The sequence below is a fragment of the Pigmentiphaga sp. GD03639 genome (assembly GCF_029845405.1).
GTDB classification, from domain to species: Bacteria; Pseudomonadota; Gammaproteobacteria; order Burkholderiales; family Burkholderiaceae_B; genus Pigmentiphaga; species Pigmentiphaga daeguensis.
On the sequence record NZ_JAOCLR010000003.1, the window covers coordinates 1 to 20,889 of the forward strand.

Sequence of the window (20,889 nt, forward strand, 5' to 3'; positions counted from 1 at the left end):
TTGCCGCAGCGCCGGTGCGGGATGCTTCGCCGGGCACAGTATTCGTAGAGCAGGTGCTTGCCGCGCACGCACCACCCGGCCTTGAGCGAGCCCGGGGGGTAGTAGATGCCGGCATGGATGACCTCGCTGTTGCGTGAGCTGGTGCCGGTGCCTATCCCCAGCTCCTTCTCCAGGACGATGGTTTCCAGGCCCCGGGCGGCCAGCGCGCGGGCGATGGCAAGGCCCACCACGCCGGCCCCGATGACGATGCAATCGACTTGTTCCATCAGCGGGCGTCTCGTCTTCTTCCGGAAGCAGACATCGTAATTCACGGCCGTTATGTCGTCCGGATACCTTCTGTTACGATCGCCGTCGTTTCTTCAAGGACGCTCCATTGGCTTTGCTGATCATGAAACCGCGCCTGGCCCGGCTGGCGGCGCTGGCGACCGCGGTGCTGGCGCTTGCCAGCTGCGGCGGCGACGGCGCCGTCGCGCCCGAGACCGCCTGTGCGCGCCAGGTCAACGACACGGAAGACAAGCTGCTGGCCTGCATGACGCTCGACGGCGTCATGGCCCATCTGCGGGAGTTCGCGCGCATCGCAGAGGCGAACGCGGGACACCGCGCCTCGGGATCGCCCGGGTACGATGTCTCGGCGGCCTATGCCGAGCAAGTGCTGCGCGGCGCCGGCTATGCGGTCACGCGCGAGCCCTTCGATTTCGTCCGGTACGAGGACCTCGGCGGGAGTCTGCTGCGCCAGGTGGGGCCGCTACCGGCGATGGATATCGAGCACGGGGTAATGACCTATTCCGGATCGGGCGACGTCTCGGCCGGCGCGCACGCCGTGGGCAGCCGTGGCTGTGCCGCCCGGGACTATGCCGGATTCCCGGCGGGCGGTATCGCCCTGATCGAACGGGGCGATTGCAGCTTCGACCAGAAGATCGGCCTTGCCGTGGCGGCGGGGGCCGCGGGCGTCGTGGTCTACAACAATGCCGAAGGCATGGTCCACGGCGCGTTGGGACAGAGCCTGGGCATCGAGGTCCCGGTGCTTGAGACGACCCAGGCGCTGGGCCGGCAACTGATCGCCACGCCTGGCCTGGTGCTGCGGGTGGCCGCCTCGACCCGGCGCGAGCCCGCGACCACCTTCAACCTGATCGCCGAGGGCCGCGGCGGCGACGAGAACCACGTGGTCATGGTGGGCGCGCACCTGGATTCGGTATCGACAGGCCCGGGCATCAACGACAACGGCAGCGGATCGGCGGCCGTGCTCGAGACCGCGGTACAACTGGCGCGCACGCCGACCCGGTACCGGTTGCGCTTCGCCCTGTGGGGCGCCGAAGAGGACGGCGTGCTGGGTTCGGCCGACTACGTCGGCAAGCTGGCGCCCGAGGCGCTGGCGAAGATCGCCATGTACCTGAATTTCGACATGATCGGATCGCCCAATCCGGGGTATTTCATCTATGACGGCGACAACTCCGATGGCCGCAGCGACGGGCCGGGACCGGCCGGCTCCGAGGTGATCGAGCGGACCTTCGAGCGCTTCTACGCGATGCGGAACACGCCCTTCAAGGGAACGCCGTTCGACGGCCGTTCGGACTACGGCCCGTTCATCGCGCTGGGCATCCCCGCGGGCGGCATTTCCTCGGGCGTGGACGAGATCAAGACCGAGGCGGATGTGGCGCTGTGGGGCGGCACCGCCGGCATCACGTTCGATCCCTGCTACCACGCCGCCTGCGATGACCTGTCGAACCTGGACCCGGCCGCGCTGGCGTTGAACAGCCGGGCGGTGGCGGCGGCGACGCTGCACCATGCCAACGATCTGCAGGGCATCCTGCGGGCCGCGCCGGCGGACGGCGCCCGGCGTTCGACGCGCGCCGCCTACACGCCGCCGGCCGATATGCGGCCGCGGCACCTGCCCGCGCTGCGTTAGCCGCGCGTCAGCCTTCGGACGACGATCGGCCGGCGCCCCATAGAACGGCCACGCCGATCAGCGAGGACAGGATGGAGCCGATGAAGACCGCGACCTTGGCCGCGGCGAAGTCGGCTTCCACCGGGAAGGCCTGCCCGGAAATGAACAGGGACATGGTGAAGCCTATGCCGGCCAGCGCCCCGGCGCCCACCAACTGGCGCCAGGAATAATCGGCGGGCTTGCGCGCGATGCCCAGCCGGACGGCGATGACCGAGGCCGACACCAGCCCCAGCGGCTTGCCGAGGACCAGCCCGGCAATGATGGCCAGCGACAGCTGGCCATGGCTGGACAGCACGTCGGGTGCCAGCGCCACGCCGGCATTGGCCAGGGCGAACAGCGGCAGCACGACATAGCTGGAGCGCGCGCCGGTCGTGCGCAGCAGCCGGTCGGCGGGCGATTCCAGGCGGTCATGGATGGCATCGAACGCGGCCAGCGCGGGCAGCGACGGTCCCTGCCGCAGGACTTCCCCGCTGCGGCGTGCCTCGGCCGTCAGGATGGCATCGGCCTGCGCCACCAGCGTGGGCAGGTTGGGAGGCGGCCGCGTCGGGATGAACATGGCCAGCAGCACCCCGGCCATGGTGGCGTGCAGGCCGCTGGCATGGACGCAGGCCCACAGCAGGATGCCGGTCAGCGCATAGGGCGCGACGCGGTAGATGTGGGCCTTGTTGAGCAGGGCCAGCACGCCCACCAGGGCCGCGGCGGCGGCCAGGTAGCCCAGGTTCAGCGAACCGGAATAGAACAGCGCGACCACGACGATGGAGCCGATGTCGTCGACGATGGCCGCTGCGGTCAGGAACACCCGCAGCGCGGTAGGGACGCGGCTGCCCATCATCGCGATCAGGGCGATGGCGAAGGCCGTGTCGGTGGCCATGGGCACGCCCCAGCCGTGCGACCACGGCCCGGCGGGAACGATCAGGCTGTAGACCAGCGCCGGCACGAGCATGCCGCCCAGGGCCGCCGCCACCGGCAGCGCGGCCGAGCGCAGGTTGGCCAGGTGGCCGACGGTGAACTCGCGCTTGATCTCCAGCCCCACGACCAGGAAGAAGATCGTCAGCAGGCCGTCGTTGATCCAGTGCAGCAGCGACATGCCGAAGCCGGCCTGCCCGAACGAGATCGCCAGGGGAGTTTCCCACAGCGCGGCGAAGGACTCGCCCAGGCCGGAATTCGTCAGCAGGACTGCCAGCGCGGCCGCCAGCAGGAGCAGCACGCCGGCCGAGGGCGCCCAGCCGGCGAAGTCCTGCGCCACGCTGCGCAGGCGATGGCCCGGCGTGCGCAGCATGGCGTCGGTGAACGAGCTTTCGTCCCAGGGGCCGTCGTAGCGGCGGCCGTTGATGAAGAAGGTGGGCGTGACCATGACCCGGCTGGCCCGGGCGCCGGCGACGTCGGCATCGACCCGGGCCCGGGCCGCCTCGTCGTCGGCCGTTTGCCGCGCGCCGGCGGGCGGGATGCCGAGCTGGCCCGCGACCAGGGACAGGTTTTCCTCGGAGAGCGTGCGCGAATGCGTCATCAGCGTGACGTGGGCGTCCCAGAACTGGCGGGCGTCGCGCGCGTGTTCGGCCAGTTCCGCGGCGCGGCGCGCGATGTCGCTGCCCGGCAGCGGATAGTGGCGGAATACGTAGCGCAGCCGGTCGCCCAACTGGTGCCGGATTTCGGCGATGCGTTCGTTGGCGGCCCGGCAGTACGGGCAGGCGTAGCTGCCATATTCGACCAGGGTGATGGCGGCATCGGCAGGGCCGAGGACGTGGTCCCGGCTGTCGTCCACCGGTTGCTCCAGCCTGGCGGTCAAGCTCTCTTCGGACACGTGATTCCTTGGGTGGAGTGGCTCGGCCTGCTCAGTGGGCCTGCGGCGCGGGTTGCCGGGCGCGCCTCTGCTTGAGCCTGCGCGTCTCCCACAGGCCCACGGCCGTCAGGACCGCGGTGGTCAGCCAGCCCATGGCCAGCAACGTCGCGGCATAGCCCACGGGCACCAGCACGAGCAGCGCCACCGCGCCGGCCAGGTGCGACCCCGGGATGGAACCGTAGACGACTTTCTTGTAGATGGCGCTGCCCAGCAGGTAGATGGCCGGACCGGCCACCAGCACGACGACCTGTGCCGTCCCGAGGGCTTCATGCGGATGGGCCATGACGAGATCGTTGCCGACGGCGGTGACGATGATGCCGGCCACGAGGATGGCGTGGATGTAGTGGAAATAGGCGCCGATGCGGCCGGGGTCGTCCGAGCTCGTGATGGCCTCGGTGGCATCCTTGCTGGAGGTGCCGAAATACAGCCACCACATCGCCAGGGTGCCGAGGAAGGTGGCCAGGACGCCGGAGACGACGGCCGCGTTCCAGGCTTCGGTGTCCGCCAGCATGACGCCGGTGGCGAGCAGCGTCTCGCCCAGCGCCACGATCACGAACAACTGGCAGCGTTCGGCCAGGTGGCCGCCCTCGATGGTCCAGTCGCGGGTATGGGAGCGGCCCATGCCCGGCAGGGCGAAGCCGAACATGGGCGAGCCGTATTCGCACAGCACCGCGACCAGCCACAGCAGCGCGCGCAGCTCATGCCCTTCGGCCATCGCCCCGGCGATCCAGAAGACCGCGGCGATGACCAGCCACCCCAGCATGCGCCGGTAGTTGGCGGCCAGCGGATGGCCGGCGGGCAACTGGCAGACGATGAACGCGGTCCGGCCCACCTGCATCGCGGCATAGGACCCGGCGAACAGCAGCGCCCGGTCGCCGAAGGCCTCGGGCAGGCTGGCCGCCATGCACAGCGCCAGCAGCATCGTGGCGAAGAGCAGGCCGCGGATGCGCGGCGTTTCCGGGTCGAACCAGTTCGTCACCCAGCAGGTGTACTGCCAGCCCAGCCACACGGCCAGCCAGAGGATCAGCGACTCGATCACGCCGGTGAGCGTCAGGTGGTGCAGGAGTTGATGGCTGATCTGCGTGACGGCGAAGACGTAGATCAGGTCGAAGAACAATTCTTCGAAGGTGACGCGGGCATGGTGCCCGTCGCGGTGGCGCAGGAGAGGATGGCGATGGGGAGCGGATGACATGGCGGGGCGGGACGGCCGGTGCGGGAGGCCAGCCGGTCGGGGTCGGACACGCGGTTTAAGATAGCCGGAAACGCCCGCGCCGCGCCACGGGACCTGACTTCGCGCCCGAGGATCAGGCGGGGTTGTTGTCTTAGCACAACTTCCGTCGCGGCATGGGGGCCGCTTGCACCGGCCGCGCCAAGGAGCATCGCCCATGAGAATCCCCGTTCCGCTCAACGCCTTGCGAGCCTTCGAGGCCGCGGTCCGCCACCGCTCGATCAAGGAGGCCGCGGCGGAGCTGGGCGTGACGCCGTCGGCCGTCAGCCACCAGCTTCGGGCGCTGGAGGAACTGCTGGGGGTGCAACTGTTGAAGCGGATCGGTGCGCGGCTGGAGCCGACCGAGGCCGGCCGCAGGCTGGGGCCAGGGCTGAGCCAGGGGTTCGATCACATCGCGCAAGCGGTCGCCGCGGTACGCAGCGAGCGGCGGGAAGGACCGTTGCGAGTGGACATGCTGCCCTCGTTCGCCACGCAATGGCTGTCGCCCCGCCTGGCGCGCTATCCCTTCGAGCGCCATGGCTTTTCCTTGCAGATATCGACCACCCAGGAAGGCGTGGACCTTGCCGCCGGGGAGGCCGACGCCGGTATCTGGCTGGGGGCGGGGCAGTGGCCGGGGCTGGTGGCCGAGCGGTTGTTCCAGGCATCGGTGGATTTGTACGCCCGGCCCGGCCATGTCGGGGGAACGCCGCGCGAAAGGCTGCGGGCGCTGCGCGCGTCCAATCTGTTCGTGTCGCGGCATTGCCCTGGCTGGCGGGACTGGATGGACAGCTTGCCGGCCGGCCGCTTCGAACCCGCATGCGTCACGCTGGTGGACTCGGGCGGATTGACCCTGCAGGCGGCGGCCGATGGCGCGGGCGTGGCGATCGCGGTGGCGGAACTGGCCGATGCCGGCGTGCGCGCGGGGCGGCTGGAATCGGTGTTCGGGCACCGCATGCCCGTGGGCATGGGCTTCCATCTGGTCTATCCGCCGGCACTGCGGGAAGACCGCAGATTGGGGAACCTGAGTCGGTGGCTGCACGCCCAGGCGGCGGCCATGCGGGCAGAGCCGTCGGGGGAAGGCGAGACGGACGACAGCCTGGCCTGCGCGGGCGGATGAGTCAGGCGGAATCGGGAGCGCCGTACAGGGCCTCGCCGCGCACCTGGACGCCGTCCTGGAACTGCATGATTTCGCAGGCGCGCGTCCGCCTGCCGCCCTGGAGCGCCACGTAGTGCACCACCAGGACCTGGGCCGTCTCGTCGCAGATGGCGGTCACGAGTTCGAACCTCAACCCGGGGCGGTCGGCCAAGGCCGCTTCCCAGTAGCGGCGCAGCGCGGCCTTGCCTCGCACCCGGCTCGTGCCGGCGTAAGGCAGGGCGAGGGCGCTGGTGAACTCCGCGTCCTCGGCGAAGGTGGCCAGGACGCCATCCACGTCGGCCCGGTTCCAGGCCGAGATCCAGGCGTGCGCGTGGGCTTGCAATTGGCTGCGGGACAAGGTGGTCATGTCTGCTATATCCAGAACAGGATGATGGTGAGCCCGGTCAGGGCGGCCATGGCGCGGTTGATCCGCAGCGCCACGCCGGGGCGGCGCAGCCAGGGTTTGAGCGCGGCGCCGAAGCCGGCCCAGATCGCGATGCAGGGCAGGCCGACCGCGACGAACACGAGGCAGATCACCAGCAGGTGGGACAGGTAGCCGCCGCCCGGCGGCGTGAATGCCGCTATGGCGGTGGCCGCGGCCAGCCAGGCCTTGGGATTGACGAACTGGAAGACCACGGCCTGGAGCAGCGTGATGGGCCGGCTCGCGCGGGCCTCCTCCATTTCGGCGGCGCGCCACAATCTGGCGGCCAGCCACAGCAGGTAAAGGCTGCCTGCTGCCTTCAGCGCCAGCTGCAACCCGGGCTCCATCGCGAACAGCACGCCCAGCCCGGCTGCCACCAGCCACAGTTGCGCGATCATGCCCAGCGGGATACCCAGCATGTGCGGACAGGTGCGGCGAAAGCCGAACAGGAGGCCCGAGGACATCAGCATCACGTTGTTGGGCCCCGGCGTGATGGACATCACGCAGACGTAGCTGACCAGGCCGAGCAAAAGGCTGTTCTCCATCGTGCTTCTTCGTGCCGGGATCGCGGGACGGATCCCCGTTGCGCATTCTGGCCCGCGGTGCCCGGCGCCGGCCAGCGAGATTTTTTCAGGCGGCGTTGAGTTTTGCGGCGCGCCGGGGTTCGCTCTCGCAGGGGCCGCGCGCCGGGCTGGTTTCGCTGGGCGGCGTGGCCCTGGGCTTCGTGTTCTACATGCTGTGCGCGGCACTGGGCATCACCGCCCTGGTCATGGCGGTGCCCTATGCCTACGATACGTTGCGCGCGGGCGGCGCGATCTACCTGCTCTACCTGGCATGGCAGGCGGTCAGGCCGGGCGGGCGTTCGCCGTTCCAGGTGCGCGAGCTGCCACGCGACGGCCCCGGCAAGCTGTTCGCGATGGGTTTCCTGACCAATCTGCTGAACCCGAAGATCGCGGTGATGTATCTGTCGCTGCTGCCACAGTTCATCCGGCCCGAGCAGGGCAGCGTGCTGGCGCAGTCCTTCGCCTTCGGCGCCACGCAGATCGCGATCAGCATCAGCATCAACGCCACGGTGGCCATCATGGCTGGCTCGATCGCCACCTTCCTGGCGCGCCGCCCGCTGTGGCTGGTGGTGCAACGGTGGCTGATGGGCACGGTGCTGGCGGGGCTGGCCGTACGCATGGCCACCGAGGCACGCCGCTAGCGGGCAGCCCCGGCGGAAGGACTACCTGCCCGGAGGCATCGGCGCATCGGCCGGATCCTCGACCAGCGAGTCCGGATCGGCCAGCCAGTCCTCGTCGTCGGCGCGGCGCAACGCATTGCCGTCCAGCAACAGGCCCTTGGTCAGTTCCAGGGCCTGCTTCTCGAACAGCCGGCGATAGACGCCGTCCTCGATGCGGATCAGCGCCTCGTGCGTGCCTTCCTCGACGACGCGGCCCTTGTCCATCACCAGCAGGCGGTCGAGCGCGCGGACGGTGGACAGCCGGTGCGCCACGACCAGCGTGGTGCGGCCTTCCATCAGGCGTTCCATGGCCTGCTGGATCAGCACCTCGCTTTCGCTGTCCAGGCTGGAGGTGGCCTCGTCCAGGATCAGGATGGGCGCATCGGCCAGGAAGGCGCGAGCCAGCGCGACGCGCTGGCGCTCGCCGCCGGACAGCTTGACGCCGCGCTCGCCCACCAGGGTCTCGTAGCCGTGGGGCAGGGCCATGATGAAGTCATGGGCGCTGGCCAGTCGCGCGGCGCGCTCGATTTGAGCGCGCGTGGCGTCAGGCCGGGCATAGGCGATGTTCTCGGCCAGCGAGCGGTGGAACAGGATGGGTTCCTGCTGCACGATGGCGATCTGCTGGCGCAGCGAGGCCTGGCGCACGGCGGAGATATCCTGGCCGTCGATGGTGATGCGGCCGCCGCTGACGTCGTACAGGCGCTGGATCAGCTTGATGAACGTCGTCTTGCCCGAACCGGAGTGGCCGACCAGGCCAACCCGCTGGCCCGGCGCGATCCGTATCGAGAAGTCGCGGTAGAGCGGCGTGTCGTGGGTGCCGTAGCGGAAGTCCACGTGCTCGAAGCGGATCTCTCCGGGGCCGATGGCGATGTCCGGCGCCCCCGGGCGGTCCTCGATGCCCAGCGGCTGGCGTTCCAGCGCGACCAGCTCTTCCATGTCGTTGATGGAGCGTTGGAGGTTGCGGATGTCCATGCCCACGTCGCGCAGGTAGCCTTGCAACATGAAGAAGGTCGTCAGCGCGAAGGTGATGTCGCCCACGCTGGCCTGCCCGCGCGACCACAGCAGCAGCGCCGTGCCCAGGATGGCGGCCTGCATCAGCACGAGCATCGCGCCCTGGACGCCGCCGTTGATCGTGCCGCGCACCCAGGTGCGCCGGGTACGCATGCGCCACTTGCGGATCACCCGCGCCAGGCGGGTTTCCTCGCGGTCCTCGGCGCCGAAGGCCTTGACCACCGCGTTGCAGGTGATGGAGTCGGCCAGCGCGCCGCCCATGCGCGTGTCCCAGGCGTTGGCCAGGCGCGCGGCGGGCGCGACGAAGCCGAGCGACAACATGACCGTCAATGCCACGTACAGCAGCGATCCCAGGCCGATGACCGCGCCCATCAGCGGCCAGGTGGCGCCCAGCAGGACGGTCGCTCCCGCCAGCATGACCAGGGACGGCAGCAGGGCGACCAGCAGCGTGTCGTTCAGGAGGTCGAGCGCCCACATGCCGCGCGTGATCTTGCGCACGGTGGAGCCGGCGAAGCTGTTGGCATGCCAGTCGGTCGAGAAGCGCTGCACGCGATGGAAGGCGTTGCCCGCGATCTTGCTCATCATCTTGAGCGTGAGGAAGGTCAGGCTCAGGAATACCACCTGGCGCAGCAGCGTGGCGCCCACGCCCAGCGCGGCCAGTATCCAGAATGCGGTGATGGCGGCCTGCCAGGCCGCCGTGTCGCTGGCTGCGCCGGAGGCCACGGCATCGACCAGGCGGCCGGCGTACAGCGGCGTCACGACACTGGCCAGCGTGGACAGCAGGACCGCGACGATGATGGTCAGGATGCGCCAGGGCTGTTCGGCCCAGTGGCGAAAAGTGAAGCCAAGGACGTCCTTGTAGGACTGTCCGCGGAAGTCGAGTTTCTTCGATGCCATTTGCGACAGCCCCGGCTCGCGGTGGAGCGGGGTCTCCAAAGTCGGAACAGGAAACGGACGGGCCATCGCGCGCTTGTGGCGTGCGCAGGGCAGGAAACCGTCCGGGAGTGATTGCAGGCAGGAAAACCGCCCGCGGGGGCAACCTAGAGGTGCCGGGGAGCCGGTCCGGAGACGACGATGCGCGTATTGATCATTTTGCGTCTCCTGGATGGGTTGTGAAAGTGATGGCAAAAAGCCGAACATAAAGTCTAGCAGCCCGTGCCCGGGCGGGGCAATGGCGCAGGCGGGCGAATGTGGCCGCCGGCATACACTTGTGCTGCGGCATGGCCTGCCGGAACGAATGACTCCAGTTGCAGAGGTGGACATGAAGATAGCAGTGATGGGAGCCGGCGCGGTCGGCAGCTACTACGGCGCGATACTGGCCCGCGCCGGCCACGACGTGGTGCTGGTGGGCCGCGCCGCGCACGTGGAGGCGGTCCGGCGGCAAGGCCTCTTGCTGGAGACGAAGTCCTTTCAAGGGCACGTGCCGGCGCGGGCCAGCGAAGATCCCGCGGACGTCGCCGGCGCGAAACTCTTGCTGTTCTGCGTGAAGTCCACCGACACCGAGGACGCGGGCCGGCAGGTCGCCCCGCACCTGGATGCCGACGCCGTCGTGCTCAGCCTGCAGAACGGGGTCGACAACGCCGAGCGCCTGCAGGCCCTGCTGCCGCAGCCGGTGGTTCCGGCCGTGGTCTACGTGGCGGTGGAGATGGCGGGCGCGGGGCACGTGCGCCATCACGGGCGCGGCGAGCTCGTGCTGGGGCCGTCGCCCCGCAGCGACGAGGCGGCCGGTGTCCTGAGCGCCGCCGGCATCCCGGCCACGGTGTCAGGCAATGCCATGGGCGAGCTCTGGGCCAAGCTCATCCTGAACTGCGCCTACAACGCCTTGTCGGCCGCGACGCAATTGCCCTATGGCCGGCTGGTGGAGGGCGAAGGGGTGCTGGACGCCATGCGCGACGTGGTGGACGAGTGCCTGGCGGTGGCGGCCGCCGCCGGCGTGGCGGTGCCGGGGGATACCTGGGAGGCGGTGCTGCGCATCAGCCGCACGATGCCTACGCAACTGTCGTCCACCGCGCAGGACCTCGCGCGCGGCAAGCCGAGCGAGATCGATCACCTGAACGGCTACATCGTCCGCAAGGGCGGCCAGCTGCGGGTGCCCACGCCGGCCAACCGCATGCTCCACAGCCTGGTGAAGCTGCTGGAGTCGCGCAGGGGCTGAGATCGGCTCCGGGAACGGAACGTGCTGCCGGGCGGGGCTGCCCATGGACGTTATCCGGAGGTGAACGATGAATGCCGTACCCAAGGAAATGCAGGTGTGCGTGGACGCCTGCCTGCGTTGCTACCAGTCCTGCCTGGGTTCCGCCATGAACCATTGCCTGGAGCGGGGCGGGGCGCACGTCGCGCCGCCCCATTTCCGCCTGATGATGGCGTGCGCCGAGATATGCCGCATCGCCGCTCATTTCATGTTGATCGGCGTTCCGCAGCATCGCCACGTGTGCGCCGACTGCGCCTCGATCTGCCGGCAGTGCGCCGACAGTTGCGACGGCCTGGACGGCATGGACCAGTGCGCGGCCGACTGCCGTAGCTGCGCCGATGCCTGCGAGCGCATGGCGGCCTGAGCCGGCGGCCCCGGGCGCCTTGGCGGGTGCCCGGCGCTTATCCTATGATTCCCCATGCCAGAGCGTGCGGGCCGCCGGACCGCGCCTGGCGCGGGAGCGGGCGTGGTCCAGGACACTCCATCGACGAAGCGCGAGCACGACATCGCCGAAGCCTTCGGCAGGCCGGACAAGGGATGGAGGCGGTCGCTGTATGCGGTGATGTTCGAAACCGGCACGGCCGCCGGCAAGCGATTCGACCAGTTGCTGTTCGTGGCCATCCTGGCCAGCCTGGCCGTGATCATGGCCGACAGCGTGGCCTTCCTGTCGCAGCGCCTGGGCGGGCTGTTCGGCCCCCTCGAATGGGCCTTCACCGTCCTGTTCACGATCGAGTACGTGCTGCGGCTGCTGTGCGTGCGGCGCCCCTTGCGCTATGCGACCAGCTTCTACGGCGTGGTGGACCTGCTGGCCTTCCTGCCCACCTACGCGGCGCTGCTGGCCCCCAACCTGGCTTTCCTGATCGGCATACGCGTGCTGCGCCTATTGCGCATCTTCCGGGTGTTCAAGCTGCGCCTCTTCACCGAGGAGTACCTGATGATGGGCCGGGCGCTGCGCGCCTCGTCCCGCAAGATCATGGTCTTCCTGTCGGTGGTGCTGCTGATCGTGCTGGTCATGGGTACGATCATGTACGTGGTGGAAGGTCCGCGGTACGGCTTCACCAGCATTCCCGTGGGCGTCTACTGGGCGATCTCCACCATCGCCACGGTGGGGTTCGGCGACATCACGCCGCATACGGCGCTGGGGCGGTTCATCGCCTCGGTCATGATGCTGCTGGGCTGGGGCATCCTGGCCGTGCCGACCGGTATCGTGACCATGGAGATGACGCTGGCCGAAAGCGCGCGGCGCCGGGCGGCGGCCCGTACCTGCCAGGCATGCCTGACGCCGGGCCTCGACCATGATGCGAACTATTGCAAGCACTGCGGCGCCGCGCTGGAGCCGGCGGGGCGCGAGCGCTGAGGCTCGGGCACTCCGGCGCTCATTTCGCGTCGGGCGCGATGCCGTAGTAGCCGTAGGTGTCGGTGTAGCGGTTGCGCTCGCGCCGGTTCAGCCACAGGCGCATCAGCCAGCGCTTGCGTTCGTCCTCTTCCCAGTCCAGGAATTCGGTGCGCGAGTGCAGCGTCATGTGATTGTTCAGCCACTGTATGTCGCCGGGCAGGAACTCCATGGACAGGCACAGTTCGGGTGATTCCGCGTAGTGATCGATCAGCTCCAGCAGCTTGCGGTGGCGCTCGGTCAGCGGCGGCGCGCCCTCGTAGCGCTGCGCCGATTCGATGAAGTTGCGCAGGTACATCATGGACAGCTTGCCGTTGGTCCAGCCGCAGATGGACGTGACCCAGTAGGGCTGGCCGGTGACCGCGTTGCGCTCGCCCCGGTGGTCGAACCACAGTGGCTCGTACAGCAGCGGGATCATGTCGGGGTGGTCGCGCAGCAGCGCGTTGTAGATGCTGGTGGAACTGACCACCAGGCTGGCGCCGCCGGCCTTGGCGGTGCGCACGCACATCAGGCCGACGATGTCGGCGCCGTCCACGTGGAACGGGGCCGCGCGGTTGGTGTGGTAGAAGCGCGTGTTGGCATTGGTCTGCGGGTCGGCGCCGGCCGTGGTGTCGCGCACGTGGCCGAACAGCTCGCCGCGCGCGTTCTGCACCACCGCGTCGCCCAGGTATTGTCCCAACCCCCAGTAGGCGATGCTGCGCTCCTCCAGGCTCCAGTCTTCCACCGGCAGGCCGCGCCACATCTCGAAGCCGCGACCGTTCTCCAGTTCCTCGCCCAGCGCCGCCAGCCGGTCCGACAGGCCGGCCAGCGGGAAGTCCGCGCGCGAGATGGATTCCAGCGGCTTGCCCGTGGCCCGGGCGGCGGCGACCGCGCCGCGGATCTCGTCGACCTCGGCCGGCGACAGCGTGTAGATCCAGCTCTTGTCGGCCTCCATCTGGGGGCGGGTCCAGGCGCTGGGGCCGGTATAGGGCTGTTGCAGCATTTCCGTCATGGGTGGCTCCTGTGTGGGGTGGACGGAGGGCTCATCCGGCGATGGAGCCGGCGCGGGCGCGGCCCCTGAGGATGGGCCAGCCTATGGTGGCGAGGACGAAGAGGCCGGTGACCAGCTTGAGGTCGGACGGCATCAGTCCGAAGGACAGCACCAGCGAACTGAGCTGGTAGTACAGCAGCGAGCCGACCACCGGCGCGCACAGCTGGCGCAGCAGCGTGCGGCGGCCGATGATGGCCTCGCCGATGATGAGCGCGGCCAGGCCGTTGATCAGCATGCCGAAGCCCATGTTGACGTCGCCGTAGCCCTGGCTCTGGGCCAGCAGCGCGCCCGCCGCGGCGGTGATGGCGTTGGCCAGCCCCAGGCCGAACACGATGTAGCGCGTGGAGTCGACCGCGAGCGCCGGCGCGAGCTGGCTGTTGGCGCCGACGCCGCGCAGGGCCAGGCCGACGTCGGTGTGCAGGCCCCACCACAGCAGCAGCACCAGCACGACCAGCGCCGCCAGCAGCAGTCCGCCCTGCAGCGCCAGGCTTTGCATGATGGCCGGGTCTATCCAGTCGTACAGGTTCGGCAGCCCGAACAGGGGGGTGTTGGGCTTGCCCATGACACGCAGGTCGACGCTCCACAGCATGGTGATGGTCAGGATGCCGGCCAACAGCGAATGGACGCGGAATTTCAGGTGGATCAGCGCGGTGACGGCGCCGGCCAGGAAGCCCGCGCCGGCCGCCGCCAGGGTGCCGAGGAGCGGGTGCAGTCCCGCCGTGATCAACGCCGCGACCAGGCAGCCGCCCAGCGGAAAGGCGCCCTCGGCGGTCAGGTCGGGCACGTTCAGCAGCCGGAAGGGGATCATCACGCCCATGGCGACGAAGGCATACAGCAATCCCTGGACGGCCGTGATGGGGACGAGGTGATAGAAGGTGTTCAGGACTTCCACGTTCAGCTCCGTAGGGCGGCGGGCATGCGGGAGGACGCGTTCATGCGCTGGCCTGCAGCAGGATCTGGTCGTCGGCCTGGCCGAAACGCTGGACCAGGTCGTTGATGGTCAGGCGCGGCTTCTCGTCGCGGCCGATGTCCAGCTTGATGCGTCCGCACTCCATCATCAGCAGGCGGTCGCCATAGTCCAGCGCATGCGCCATGTTGTGCGTGATCATCAGGGTCGTCAGCCGCTGCTCGGCCACGATGCGGCGGGTCGCCTGCATGACGAGTTGCGCCGTGCGCGGATCGAGCGCGGCGGTGTGCTCGTCCAGCAACAGGATGCGCGGACGGTTCAGCGCCGCCATCAGCAGCGCGAGCACCTGCCGCTGGCCGCCCGAGAGCAGCCCGGCGGGCGCGCCCATGCGGTTTTCCAGGCCCAGGCCGAAGCGCGCGAGTTCGTCGCGGAAATGGGCCCGGTTGCGCGGATTGAGCGCCATGCGCAGTCCGCGCCGGCGGCCGCGCATGGCGGCGAAGGCCAGGTTCTCCTCGATGGACAGCGCGGGCGCCGTGCCGACCATGGGGTCCTGGAATACGCGCGAGACCCATTGCGCGCGCCGATGCACGGGCCAGGACGAGACATCGGTACCGTCGATGACGGTACGGCCGGCGCGCGGCCGCACCGCGCCGGCCAGCACGTTCAGCAAGGTGCTCTTGCCGGCGCCGTTGGTGCCCACCACGACACAGAAGCTGCCGTTCTCCAGGGCCAGGTCCAGTCGGTCGAGCGCGATGCGTTCATCCGGAGTGCCCGGATAGAACACGACGTCGACGGCTGCAAGCTCGATCATGAGGAACTCCGGCGCGTCAGTCGACGACGCAGTTGCAGTTCTTCAGCGACTCCGGTAGCGCGATGCCGAGGTCCTTGAGCCGGCGCCCGCTGATCTTGACCGCATGGTCTTCCACGGCAGGGACCGATACGGGAATGTCCGAAGGCTTCTTGCCGCGCAGGATGTCGGCGGCGATGCGGCCCACGCTGGTTCCCAGGCTGCTGTACTCGACCGTCATCGCGGCCAGGAAATGGTGCTGGGCCACGTTATCGACATTGGGGCTGTAGGTGGGCAGCTTGATGCGGTTGGTGACCGAGGCGATGGCGGCGGCGGCCGGAATCAGCATGCTCGAGGCCGGCACCATCAACGCGTCGGCGCGCCCTTGCAGCGACGAGACGCGGGTAGGTATGTCGTTGGCGTTGTCCACGCCCACCTTCACCAGGGTGAGGTCGTACTTGCCGACGACCTTCTCGAGCGCGTTCAGGAAGCCGAGATCGGCATCGTCGCCGGGGTTGTAGATGAAGCCCAGCCGCTTGACCCCGGGCGTGAGCTGCTTGATGAAACCGACCGACGCCTCCATGTTGGGCAGGTTGGAACCGCCGGTCATCAGCGTGTCGCCCCGGTCCCAGGATGGCACCAGCTTGGCGGCGACGGGGTTGGCGACGGCGCCGAACACGATGGGGAAGCTGCGGCTGGCGAGCACCTGCTTGGCGGTCTGGGTGAGCGGCGTGGTGATGGTCAGCATGAGGTCGGGCTTGCCCGCGGCTTCGCGGTTCAGCAACTGGGGGGCGAGCGAGCGGTCGAAGTTCACGTGGCCTTCGTCGTAGACCACCTTCAGTCCCTGCCTGGCCAGTTCCTTCTTGAAGCTCGACACCAGCGTGTCCAGCGTATGGTCGGGACCGAACTGCGCGATGGCGACCTTGTAGGTCTGCTGGGCGTGGGCGATCGATGCGGCACAGGCCAGCGACACGCAGGCGGCGAGTCGCGCGGCTTGGAGGATCAGGACAGGCTTCATGGCAGCTCCGGGGCAGGACGGGTGGAGGAGGGTGGGCGGGACAGGCCGAAGACGCGGTCCCGGCCGAGCATGGCGCCGGGATCGAAGGCGAGTTTGATGCGGCGCATGGCGTCGAGCTCCGCGGCCGGGTAGAGCGACTGGAAGACCCGGTTCTTTTCGAGCCCGATGCCGTGTTCGGCCGAGATCGAGCCGCCGCAGCGCATCACCTCGTGGTAGACCAGATGCTCGACGTGTTCGGCGGCAGGGCCTTCGCAGCCGACCAGCAGGTGCACGTTGCCGTCGCCCAGGTGGCCGTAGGTCAGGCGCCGCAGGGCGGGATCGATGGCGTCCAGGCCCGCGTAGATGCGCGGCAGGCAGGCCTGGAGCTCGCCGGTCGGAATGCTGACGTCGAAGGACAGGTAGGCGCCGAGGTGGCGTGCCGCTTCGCCGGATGCGTCGCGCATGCGCCAGAGCTCGGCCGCCTCGGACAAGGACTTGGCGACGACGACGTGGGGGGTGCCCAGGCTGTCGGACAAGGCTTCCAGCGCGTCCATGATGCGTGCCTCGTCGCGCGCCGGCTGGCGGTCGTAGCAGGAGAGTTCGAGCAGCACGACATAGCTACAGGCACCGCCGAAGGGATCGCGGCCCACGCCCAGTCCCCGCGCGACGAAGTCCACGAAATCCCGCCACATGACTTCGAACGAGGTCAGCATGGGGCCGAAATCGGCGCGGCAGCCCGCCAGCGCGCGCAATACCTGGTCCAGGTCCTGGAGGCCGAGCGCCACGGTTCCTATGTCCGCAACGGCTCGTCCCCCCGACCATGGCGAAAGATCCGAGCTCCTTCGTGCCCTTCTACCAGCCGCCGCAGGCCGAGCCGGCCCGTTCCGGCAGCGTGTCGGATTTCGTGCTGAACGAGATCGCCCGCCGTATCGTCGATGGGGTCTACAAGCCGGGACAGCGCATCGTCGAGACCGACGTCACCCGGGACCTGGGCGTAAGCCGCAGTTCGGTCAGGGAGGCCTTCCGGCGCCTGGAGACCAATCGCTTCGTGCGCATCGAGCCCAATCGGGGCGCGACGGTGGCCACGCCCGGACGCGAGGACATCGTCGCCCAGTTCCGCATCCGCGAGGTCATCTCCGGCCTGGGCGCGCGTGCCGCGGCCGAGCACGCGGACGAACCGGGCAATCGCGAGATCGTCCTGGCGCTGCTGGACGACATCGAGACCCAGAGGCGCGCCGACGACCCGCGCAACCATCGCGCCGAGAACGGCCGCTTCCATCGGGCCATCAACAACATGTCGGGTATCCCGGACGTGGGCGAACTGCTGGACCAGTACAACTACCCGATCCTGCACACGATCTACTTCAGGGACCTGAGCCGCGAGAACTGGCTGCTGAACCTGTCGGACCACGTCGACATCGCCCGCGCGGTGCTGCACGGCGACCCGGTCGCGGCCGAGCATTTCGCCCGCCAGCACATGCGCCGGATGGTGGACATCGCGATCGAGATCGCGGAGCGGCTGTTGGAAGAAGCGCGCCAGCGCTGAACGGCGGCCTCAGGCGGCGACCGCGGGGGGCTCCAGGTCCGCCAGGAAGTGATCGCGCCACTGCTTGATGCTGTTGTCCTTGAGCAGTTGCATCATGTGTTCGTGGCGCTCGCGCCGCTCCTCCAGCGGCATGTCCAGGGCGCGGTCCAGGGCGCGGGCCATGGCGTCGATATCGTAGGGATTGACGATGATCGCGCCGTCGGCAAGTTCGTCGGCGGCACCCGCGAATTCGGACAGGACCAGCACGCCGGGATCCTCGGGCTCCTGGGCCGCCACGTATTCCTTGGCCACGAGGTTCATGCCGTCGCGCAGCGGCGTGACGAAGCCGACCTGCGAGGCACGGAAGAAGGACAGCAGCGCGGCGCGTTCGTAGGCGCGGTTCATGTAGCGGATGGGCGTCCACGACAGTTCCGTCCAGCGGCCGTTGATGTGGCCGGCCGTGCTTTCGAGCTGCCTGCGGATGTGGCGATAGCCCTCGACGTCCGAGCGCGAGGGCGGCGCGATCTGCAGGAAGCTGACCTGGCCGCGATAGGCGGGCCGGGACTCCAGCAGCCTTTCGAAGGCGTTGAAGCGTTCGACCATGCCCTTGCTATAGTCCAGCCGGTCCACGCTGATGATGAGCTTGCGCTCCTGCAGCCCCTGCTTGAGCGTGGCGACCAGCTTGGAGCGGCTGCGCGCCTTGGATTTGCTCTGGATGTCGTCGGGCAGGATGCCGATGGGATAGTGGCCGACGCGCACCGGTCCTGACGGCGCGCGTAGCGTGTCGCCTTGCATGGGCAGCCCGAGACGCCTGTGTGCGTAATCCAGGAAGGCCTGCGCATCGCCGCGTGTCTGGAAGCCCACCAGGTCGTACTCGCACATGGCCTCGATCAGGTCGCGGTGGGGCGGGACGGTGCGCAGGATGCCCTCGGACGGAAAGGGCGTATGAAGGAAGAAGCCGATACGGTTGCGCATGCCCAGGCGCCGGCATGCGCGGGCGAAGGGTATCAGGTGATAGTCGTGTATCCAGAGCCGGTCGTCCTCGCCGACCAGTTCTCTGAGCATGCCGGCCAGCCGCTCGTTGACGGCCAGGTAGCCCTCGTATTCGCGGGCATCGTAGCGGCTGAGGTCGATGCGGTAATGGAAAGTCGGCCAGAGCGTGCCGTTGGCGAACCCGCGATAGTAGAGGTCGTACTCGCTACGCGACAGGGCGGTGGTCGCGCAGTCGATACGGCCGATGCGATGGAAGGAGACCTCCGCGTCGGCGCTGTCCTCGATCTTGCCGTTCCATCCGAACCAGAGCCCGTCCTGCCGCTTGAGGGCATCGAGCACGCCGACGGCCAGTCCGCCGGCGCTGCTCTTTCCTTCGGCCGCGGACGCTACACGATTGGAAACGATCACGAGTCTGCTCATGTCCTGGTCCTTTATTCGTGGCGCGAAGCATCGTCCGGCCCGCGCGTGGACAGGCCGTCCAGCCAGCGGGCCAGGGAAGGGGGATCGGGCAGCCGCCACGATGCCGACGTGTCGCCATCGCCGATCTTGATCGAGACGCCGCCCAGGCGCGCCACGACGGCGAACGCCGCCTCGTCGGTCAGGTCGTCTCCCGCCATGACGGGCAGCCGGGACGCGAAGGGAGCGACGGCCATGAATCGCTCGACGGCGCTTCCCTTGTCCGCGCCGCGCGGCTTGACCTCGGCGACCATCTTGCCGAACTGCAGCACGTAGTCCGGCGCGAAGGCCGAGGCGGCCTGCGCGACGTCCCGGCGGATCCGGGCTTCCTGGTGCGGCGCATGCCGGTAGTGGACGGCGAACGAAATGCCCTTGTCCTCCATGTGTACGCCCGCCAGCCCGGCGGCGATGTCAAGCAGGCGCGCCTGCAAGCGGGCCGCCCGCTCCCGGTCCACGGGCAGCTCCCATACCTGGCCGTCGGGGCCGCGCCACTGGATGCCGTGCAGGCCTGCGACCGGCAGGCGCAACGGATGCAGCAGGCGGTCGACCACCTCTATCGAGCGGCCCGACACCACGGCCAGCGCGCCGCCGGTGGCCGGCGCCAGGCGCCGCAGCAGGGCCAGGGTGGCGCCGGGAATCCGCGCCGCATCCGGGCTGGGGGCGATGGGGGCCAGCGTGCCGTCCAGGTCGAGGAACAAGGCGCATCGCGCCAGGTCCAGCGGGGGAGGTCTGCCTGCTTCCGATCCGGTCATCGTTCGTTGACGCGTCATCCGCGTATCGTTTTGACAACAGTCACAGATGGAATGGTAGGGAAGGGTGTCGCAGGGAGGGTGTTCATTTTGCGCGTTTTTGTTTCCATTTATCTCCCCGTGCCATGCGGCGCGGGGCCTGGCGGGGGCGGGCGGCGAACGCGCGGTTTTACGGTACGCTATCGGGCAAACGACAAGAGCGGAGCGAGACGAGGACATCATGCAGCTGGTGCATCTCCATGAACCCGTGCGGAAGACGGCTCGTGGCGCCATGCCCGGGAACGCGCGTCCTTCGCGATGGCGGGAGTCATCGGCTGCCTGGGCCACGAGGATTTCGACACCGCCGCGCTGCGGCAGCTCAATGCGGCGATCGCGCTGTGCTGGTGGTCGACCTACAGCCTGCACAAGCACCGCCCGCCGGAGCTGCATGCCACCGGCAGCTTCCAGGCTCCCGACCACACCCGGGACGCGTTCCGGTTCTACCGGCAAGGCGTGTACCGTTACGACCAGACGTTCGAGGCGGCCAGGGAGCGGGTGCTGCACGGCGGCGCGGTGGTCACGCACTGGCACGCGGCCGAGCTGCCGAGCGAGCATCGCGACGGCATCTACACACGCCATGCGCTGCGGGAGCGGGTGTCGCTGGTCACGGCCTGGGAAGAGGACGACCTGATCGCCATCAGTCTCTACCGCCGCGACGAACAGCCCGCGTTCAGCGACGCGGAGCTGGACCTGATATGCGGCCTCGCGCCGCCGCTCATCGCCTGCATAGAAAGCTACCTGCGCAGCCGCCGGGCCGCGGCCCGCCCGCCGGCGTGCCAGCCGGCCCCGCTCGCGGCCCTGCCGCGCCGCGAGCGCGAGGTATGCGAGCGGCTGCTGCGCGGCTGGACGCACGAAGGCATCGGCGCCGATCTGGGCATTTCGGCGGGCACGGTCAAGACCTATCGCGACCGGGCATTCGAGCGGCTGGGCATCCAACATCGCAACGAACTGTTCACGCTCGCGCTGGACGGCCTGGCGCCTCCGTCCCAGGCCTAGGGTTGTCCCGGTCCCCAACGCAGGGGACAGCCGCGTCCGCGTCTT

Annotated in this window: 21 protein-coding genes; 8 read left to right on the forward strand and 13 right to left on the reverse strand. The window is 69.0% G+C overall.

From position 1 onward, the window contains the following. Positions 1-266: FAD-dependent oxidoreductase (locus N5K27_RS03800; protein ID WP_279814787.1), on the reverse strand; the 266-nt coding region annotated here is incomplete at its 3' end. A 122-nt stretch (positions 267-388) separates the two neighbouring features. On the opposite strand from N5K27_RS03800, the gene N5K27_RS03805 reads away from it, so the two are divergent. Further along, positions 389-1,906, forward strand: a complete 1,518-nt coding sequence (locus N5K27_RS03805; RefSeq protein WP_132978822.1) for a M28 family peptidase — start codon at positions 389-391, stop codon at positions 1,904-1,906. Positions 1,907-1,913: 7 nt separating this feature from the next. Here N5K27_RS03805 and nhaA read toward each other — a convergent pair whose 3' ends face one another. Together nhaA and N5K27_RS03815 are read right to left on the reverse strand one after the other, a co-directional pair. Then, positions 1,914-3,746 carry a Na+/H+ antiporter NhaA gene (gene nhaA, locus N5K27_RS03810; RefSeq protein WP_165962983.1) on the reverse strand — a complete coding sequence of 611 codons (1,833 nt, stop codon included), beginning with the start codon at positions 3,744-3,746 and terminating at the stop codon, positions 1,914-1,916. 31 nt (positions 3,747-3,777) lie between these two features. Continuing rightward, a complete protein-coding gene (locus N5K27_RS03815) occupies positions 3,778-4,977 on the reverse strand; it encodes a low temperature requirement protein A (protein ID WP_132978823.1) in 1,200 nt (399 codons plus the stop codon). A gap of 193 nt (positions 4,978-5,170) precedes the next feature. On the opposite strand from N5K27_RS03815, the gene N5K27_RS03820 reads away from it, so the two are divergent. Then, positions 5,171-6,109 (forward strand): LysR substrate-binding domain-containing protein, encoded by a 939-nt coding sequence (locus N5K27_RS03820; protein ID WP_132978824.1) that lies wholly within the window; start codon positions 5,171-5,173, stop codon positions 6,107-6,109. A gap of 1 nt (position 6,110) precedes the next feature. Here N5K27_RS03820 and N5K27_RS03825 read toward each other — a convergent pair whose 3' ends face one another. Continuing rightward, complete coding sequence (locus tag N5K27_RS03825; RefSeq protein WP_132978825.1) at positions 6,111-6,494, reverse strand: nuclear transport factor 2 family protein; 384 nt, start codon at positions 6,492-6,494, stop codon at positions 6,111-6,113. Positions 6,495-6,499: 5 nt separating this feature from the next. Then, complete coding sequence (locus tag N5K27_RS03830) at positions 6,500-7,093, reverse strand: LysE family translocator (RefSeq protein ID WP_132978826.1); 594 nt, start codon at positions 7,091-7,093, stop codon at positions 6,500-6,502. Between the two features lie 95 nt (positions 7,094-7,188). Here N5K27_RS03830 and N5K27_RS03835 point away from each other — a divergent pair, with 95 nt between their 5' ends. Then, on the forward strand, positions 7,189-7,752 hold the full coding sequence (locus N5K27_RS03835; protein WP_243724339.1) for a LysE family translocator: 564 nt from the start codon (positions 7,189-7,191) through the stop codon (positions 7,750-7,752). 21 nt (positions 7,753-7,773) lie between these two features. Here the strand turns inward: N5K27_RS03835 and N5K27_RS03840 are convergent, their stop codons facing one another. Continuing rightward, entirely contained in the window at positions 7,774-9,678 is a 1,905-nt protein-coding gene (locus N5K27_RS03840) for an ABC transporter ATP-binding protein (protein WP_087840061.1), read from the reverse strand. 364 nt (positions 9,679-10,042) lie between these two features. On the opposite strand from N5K27_RS03840, the gene N5K27_RS03845 reads away from it, so the two are divergent. The 3 genes from N5K27_RS03845 to N5K27_RS03855 all read left to right on the forward strand — a co-directional run bounded on the left by N5K27_RS03845 (position 10,043) and on the right by N5K27_RS03855 (position 12,329). Beyond that, on the forward strand, positions 10,043-10,936 hold the full coding sequence (locus tag N5K27_RS03845; RefSeq protein ID WP_087840062.1) for a ketopantoate reductase family protein: 894 nt from the start codon (positions 10,043-10,045) through the stop codon (positions 10,934-10,936). 67 nt (positions 10,937-11,003) lie between these two features. Next, a complete protein-coding gene (locus tag N5K27_RS03850) occupies positions 11,004-11,336 on the forward strand; it encodes a four-helix bundle copper-binding protein (protein WP_087840063.1) in 333 nt (110 codons plus the stop codon). Positions 11,337-11,390: 54 nt separating this feature from the next. Continuing rightward, a complete protein-coding gene (locus N5K27_RS03855; RefSeq protein ID WP_087840064.1) occupies positions 11,391-12,329 on the forward strand; it encodes an ion transporter in 939 nt (312 codons plus the stop codon). A gap of 19 nt (positions 12,330-12,348) precedes the next feature. Here N5K27_RS03855 and N5K27_RS03860 read toward each other — a convergent pair whose 3' ends face one another. From N5K27_RS03860 to N5K27_RS03880, 5 genes are read right to left on the reverse strand one after another with little or no spacing between them, the layout of a single operon-like run. Beyond that, the gene (locus tag N5K27_RS03860) at positions 12,349-13,356 is read right to left on the reverse strand and encodes a TauD/TfdA family dioxygenase (RefSeq protein WP_279814797.1); all 1,008 of its coding nucleotides are present in this window, start codon (positions 13,354-13,356) and stop codon (positions 12,349-12,351) included. 31 nt (positions 13,357-13,387) lie between these two features. After that, positions 13,388-14,287 (reverse strand): ABC transporter permease, encoded by a 900-nt coding sequence (locus N5K27_RS03865; protein ID WP_087840066.1) that lies wholly within the window; start codon positions 14,285-14,287, stop codon positions 13,388-13,390. A 40-nt stretch (positions 14,288-14,327) separates the two neighbouring features. After that, positions 14,328-15,113, reverse strand: coding sequence for an ATP-binding cassette domain-containing protein (locus tag N5K27_RS03870; protein ID WP_087840067.1), 786 nt, complete (start codon positions 15,111-15,113; stop codon positions 14,328-14,330). 16 nt (positions 15,114-15,129) lie between these two features. Beyond that, the gene (locus N5K27_RS03875) at positions 15,130-16,107 is read right to left on the reverse strand and encodes an ABC transporter substrate-binding protein (protein ID WP_132978828.1); all 978 of its coding nucleotides are present in this window, start codon (positions 16,105-16,107) and stop codon (positions 15,130-15,132) included. Further along, positions 16,104-16,871: an FAD-linked oxidase C-terminal domain-containing protein gene (locus N5K27_RS03880; RefSeq protein WP_279814801.1), complete on the reverse strand. Its 768-nt coding sequence runs from the start codon at positions 16,869-16,871 to the stop codon at positions 16,104-16,106. Before N5K27_RS03880 ends, N5K27_RS03875 begins: the two co-directional genes overlap by 4 nt. A 35-nt stretch (positions 16,872-16,906) precedes the next feature. On the opposite strand from N5K27_RS03880, the gene N5K27_RS03885 reads away from it, so the two are divergent. Beyond that, complete coding sequence (locus tag N5K27_RS03885) at positions 16,907-17,632, forward strand: GntR family transcriptional regulator (RefSeq protein ID WP_087840070.1); 726 nt, start codon at positions 16,907-16,909, stop codon at positions 17,630-17,632. A gap of 9 nt (positions 17,633-17,641) precedes the next feature. On the opposite strand, the gene otsA is transcribed toward N5K27_RS03885, so the two are convergent. Then, entirely contained in the window at positions 17,642-19,024 is a 1,383-nt protein-coding gene (otsA, locus tag N5K27_RS03890; RefSeq protein ID WP_087840071.1) for an alpha,alpha-trehalose-phosphate synthase (UDP-forming), read from the reverse strand. A gap of 11 nt (positions 19,025-19,035) precedes the next feature. Continuing rightward, positions 19,036-19,830, reverse strand: coding sequence for a trehalose-phosphatase (gene otsB / locus N5K27_RS03895; RefSeq protein WP_176400791.1), 795 nt, complete (start codon positions 19,828-19,830; stop codon positions 19,036-19,038). Between the two features lie 276 nt (positions 19,831-20,106). On the opposite strand from otsB, the gene N5K27_RS03900 reads away from it, so the two are divergent. Next, a complete protein-coding gene (locus N5K27_RS03900) occupies positions 20,107-20,844 on the forward strand; it encodes a helix-turn-helix transcriptional regulator (RefSeq protein WP_279814805.1) in 738 nt (245 codons plus the stop codon). The last annotated feature ends 45 nt before the right edge of the window (positions 20,845-20,889 follow it).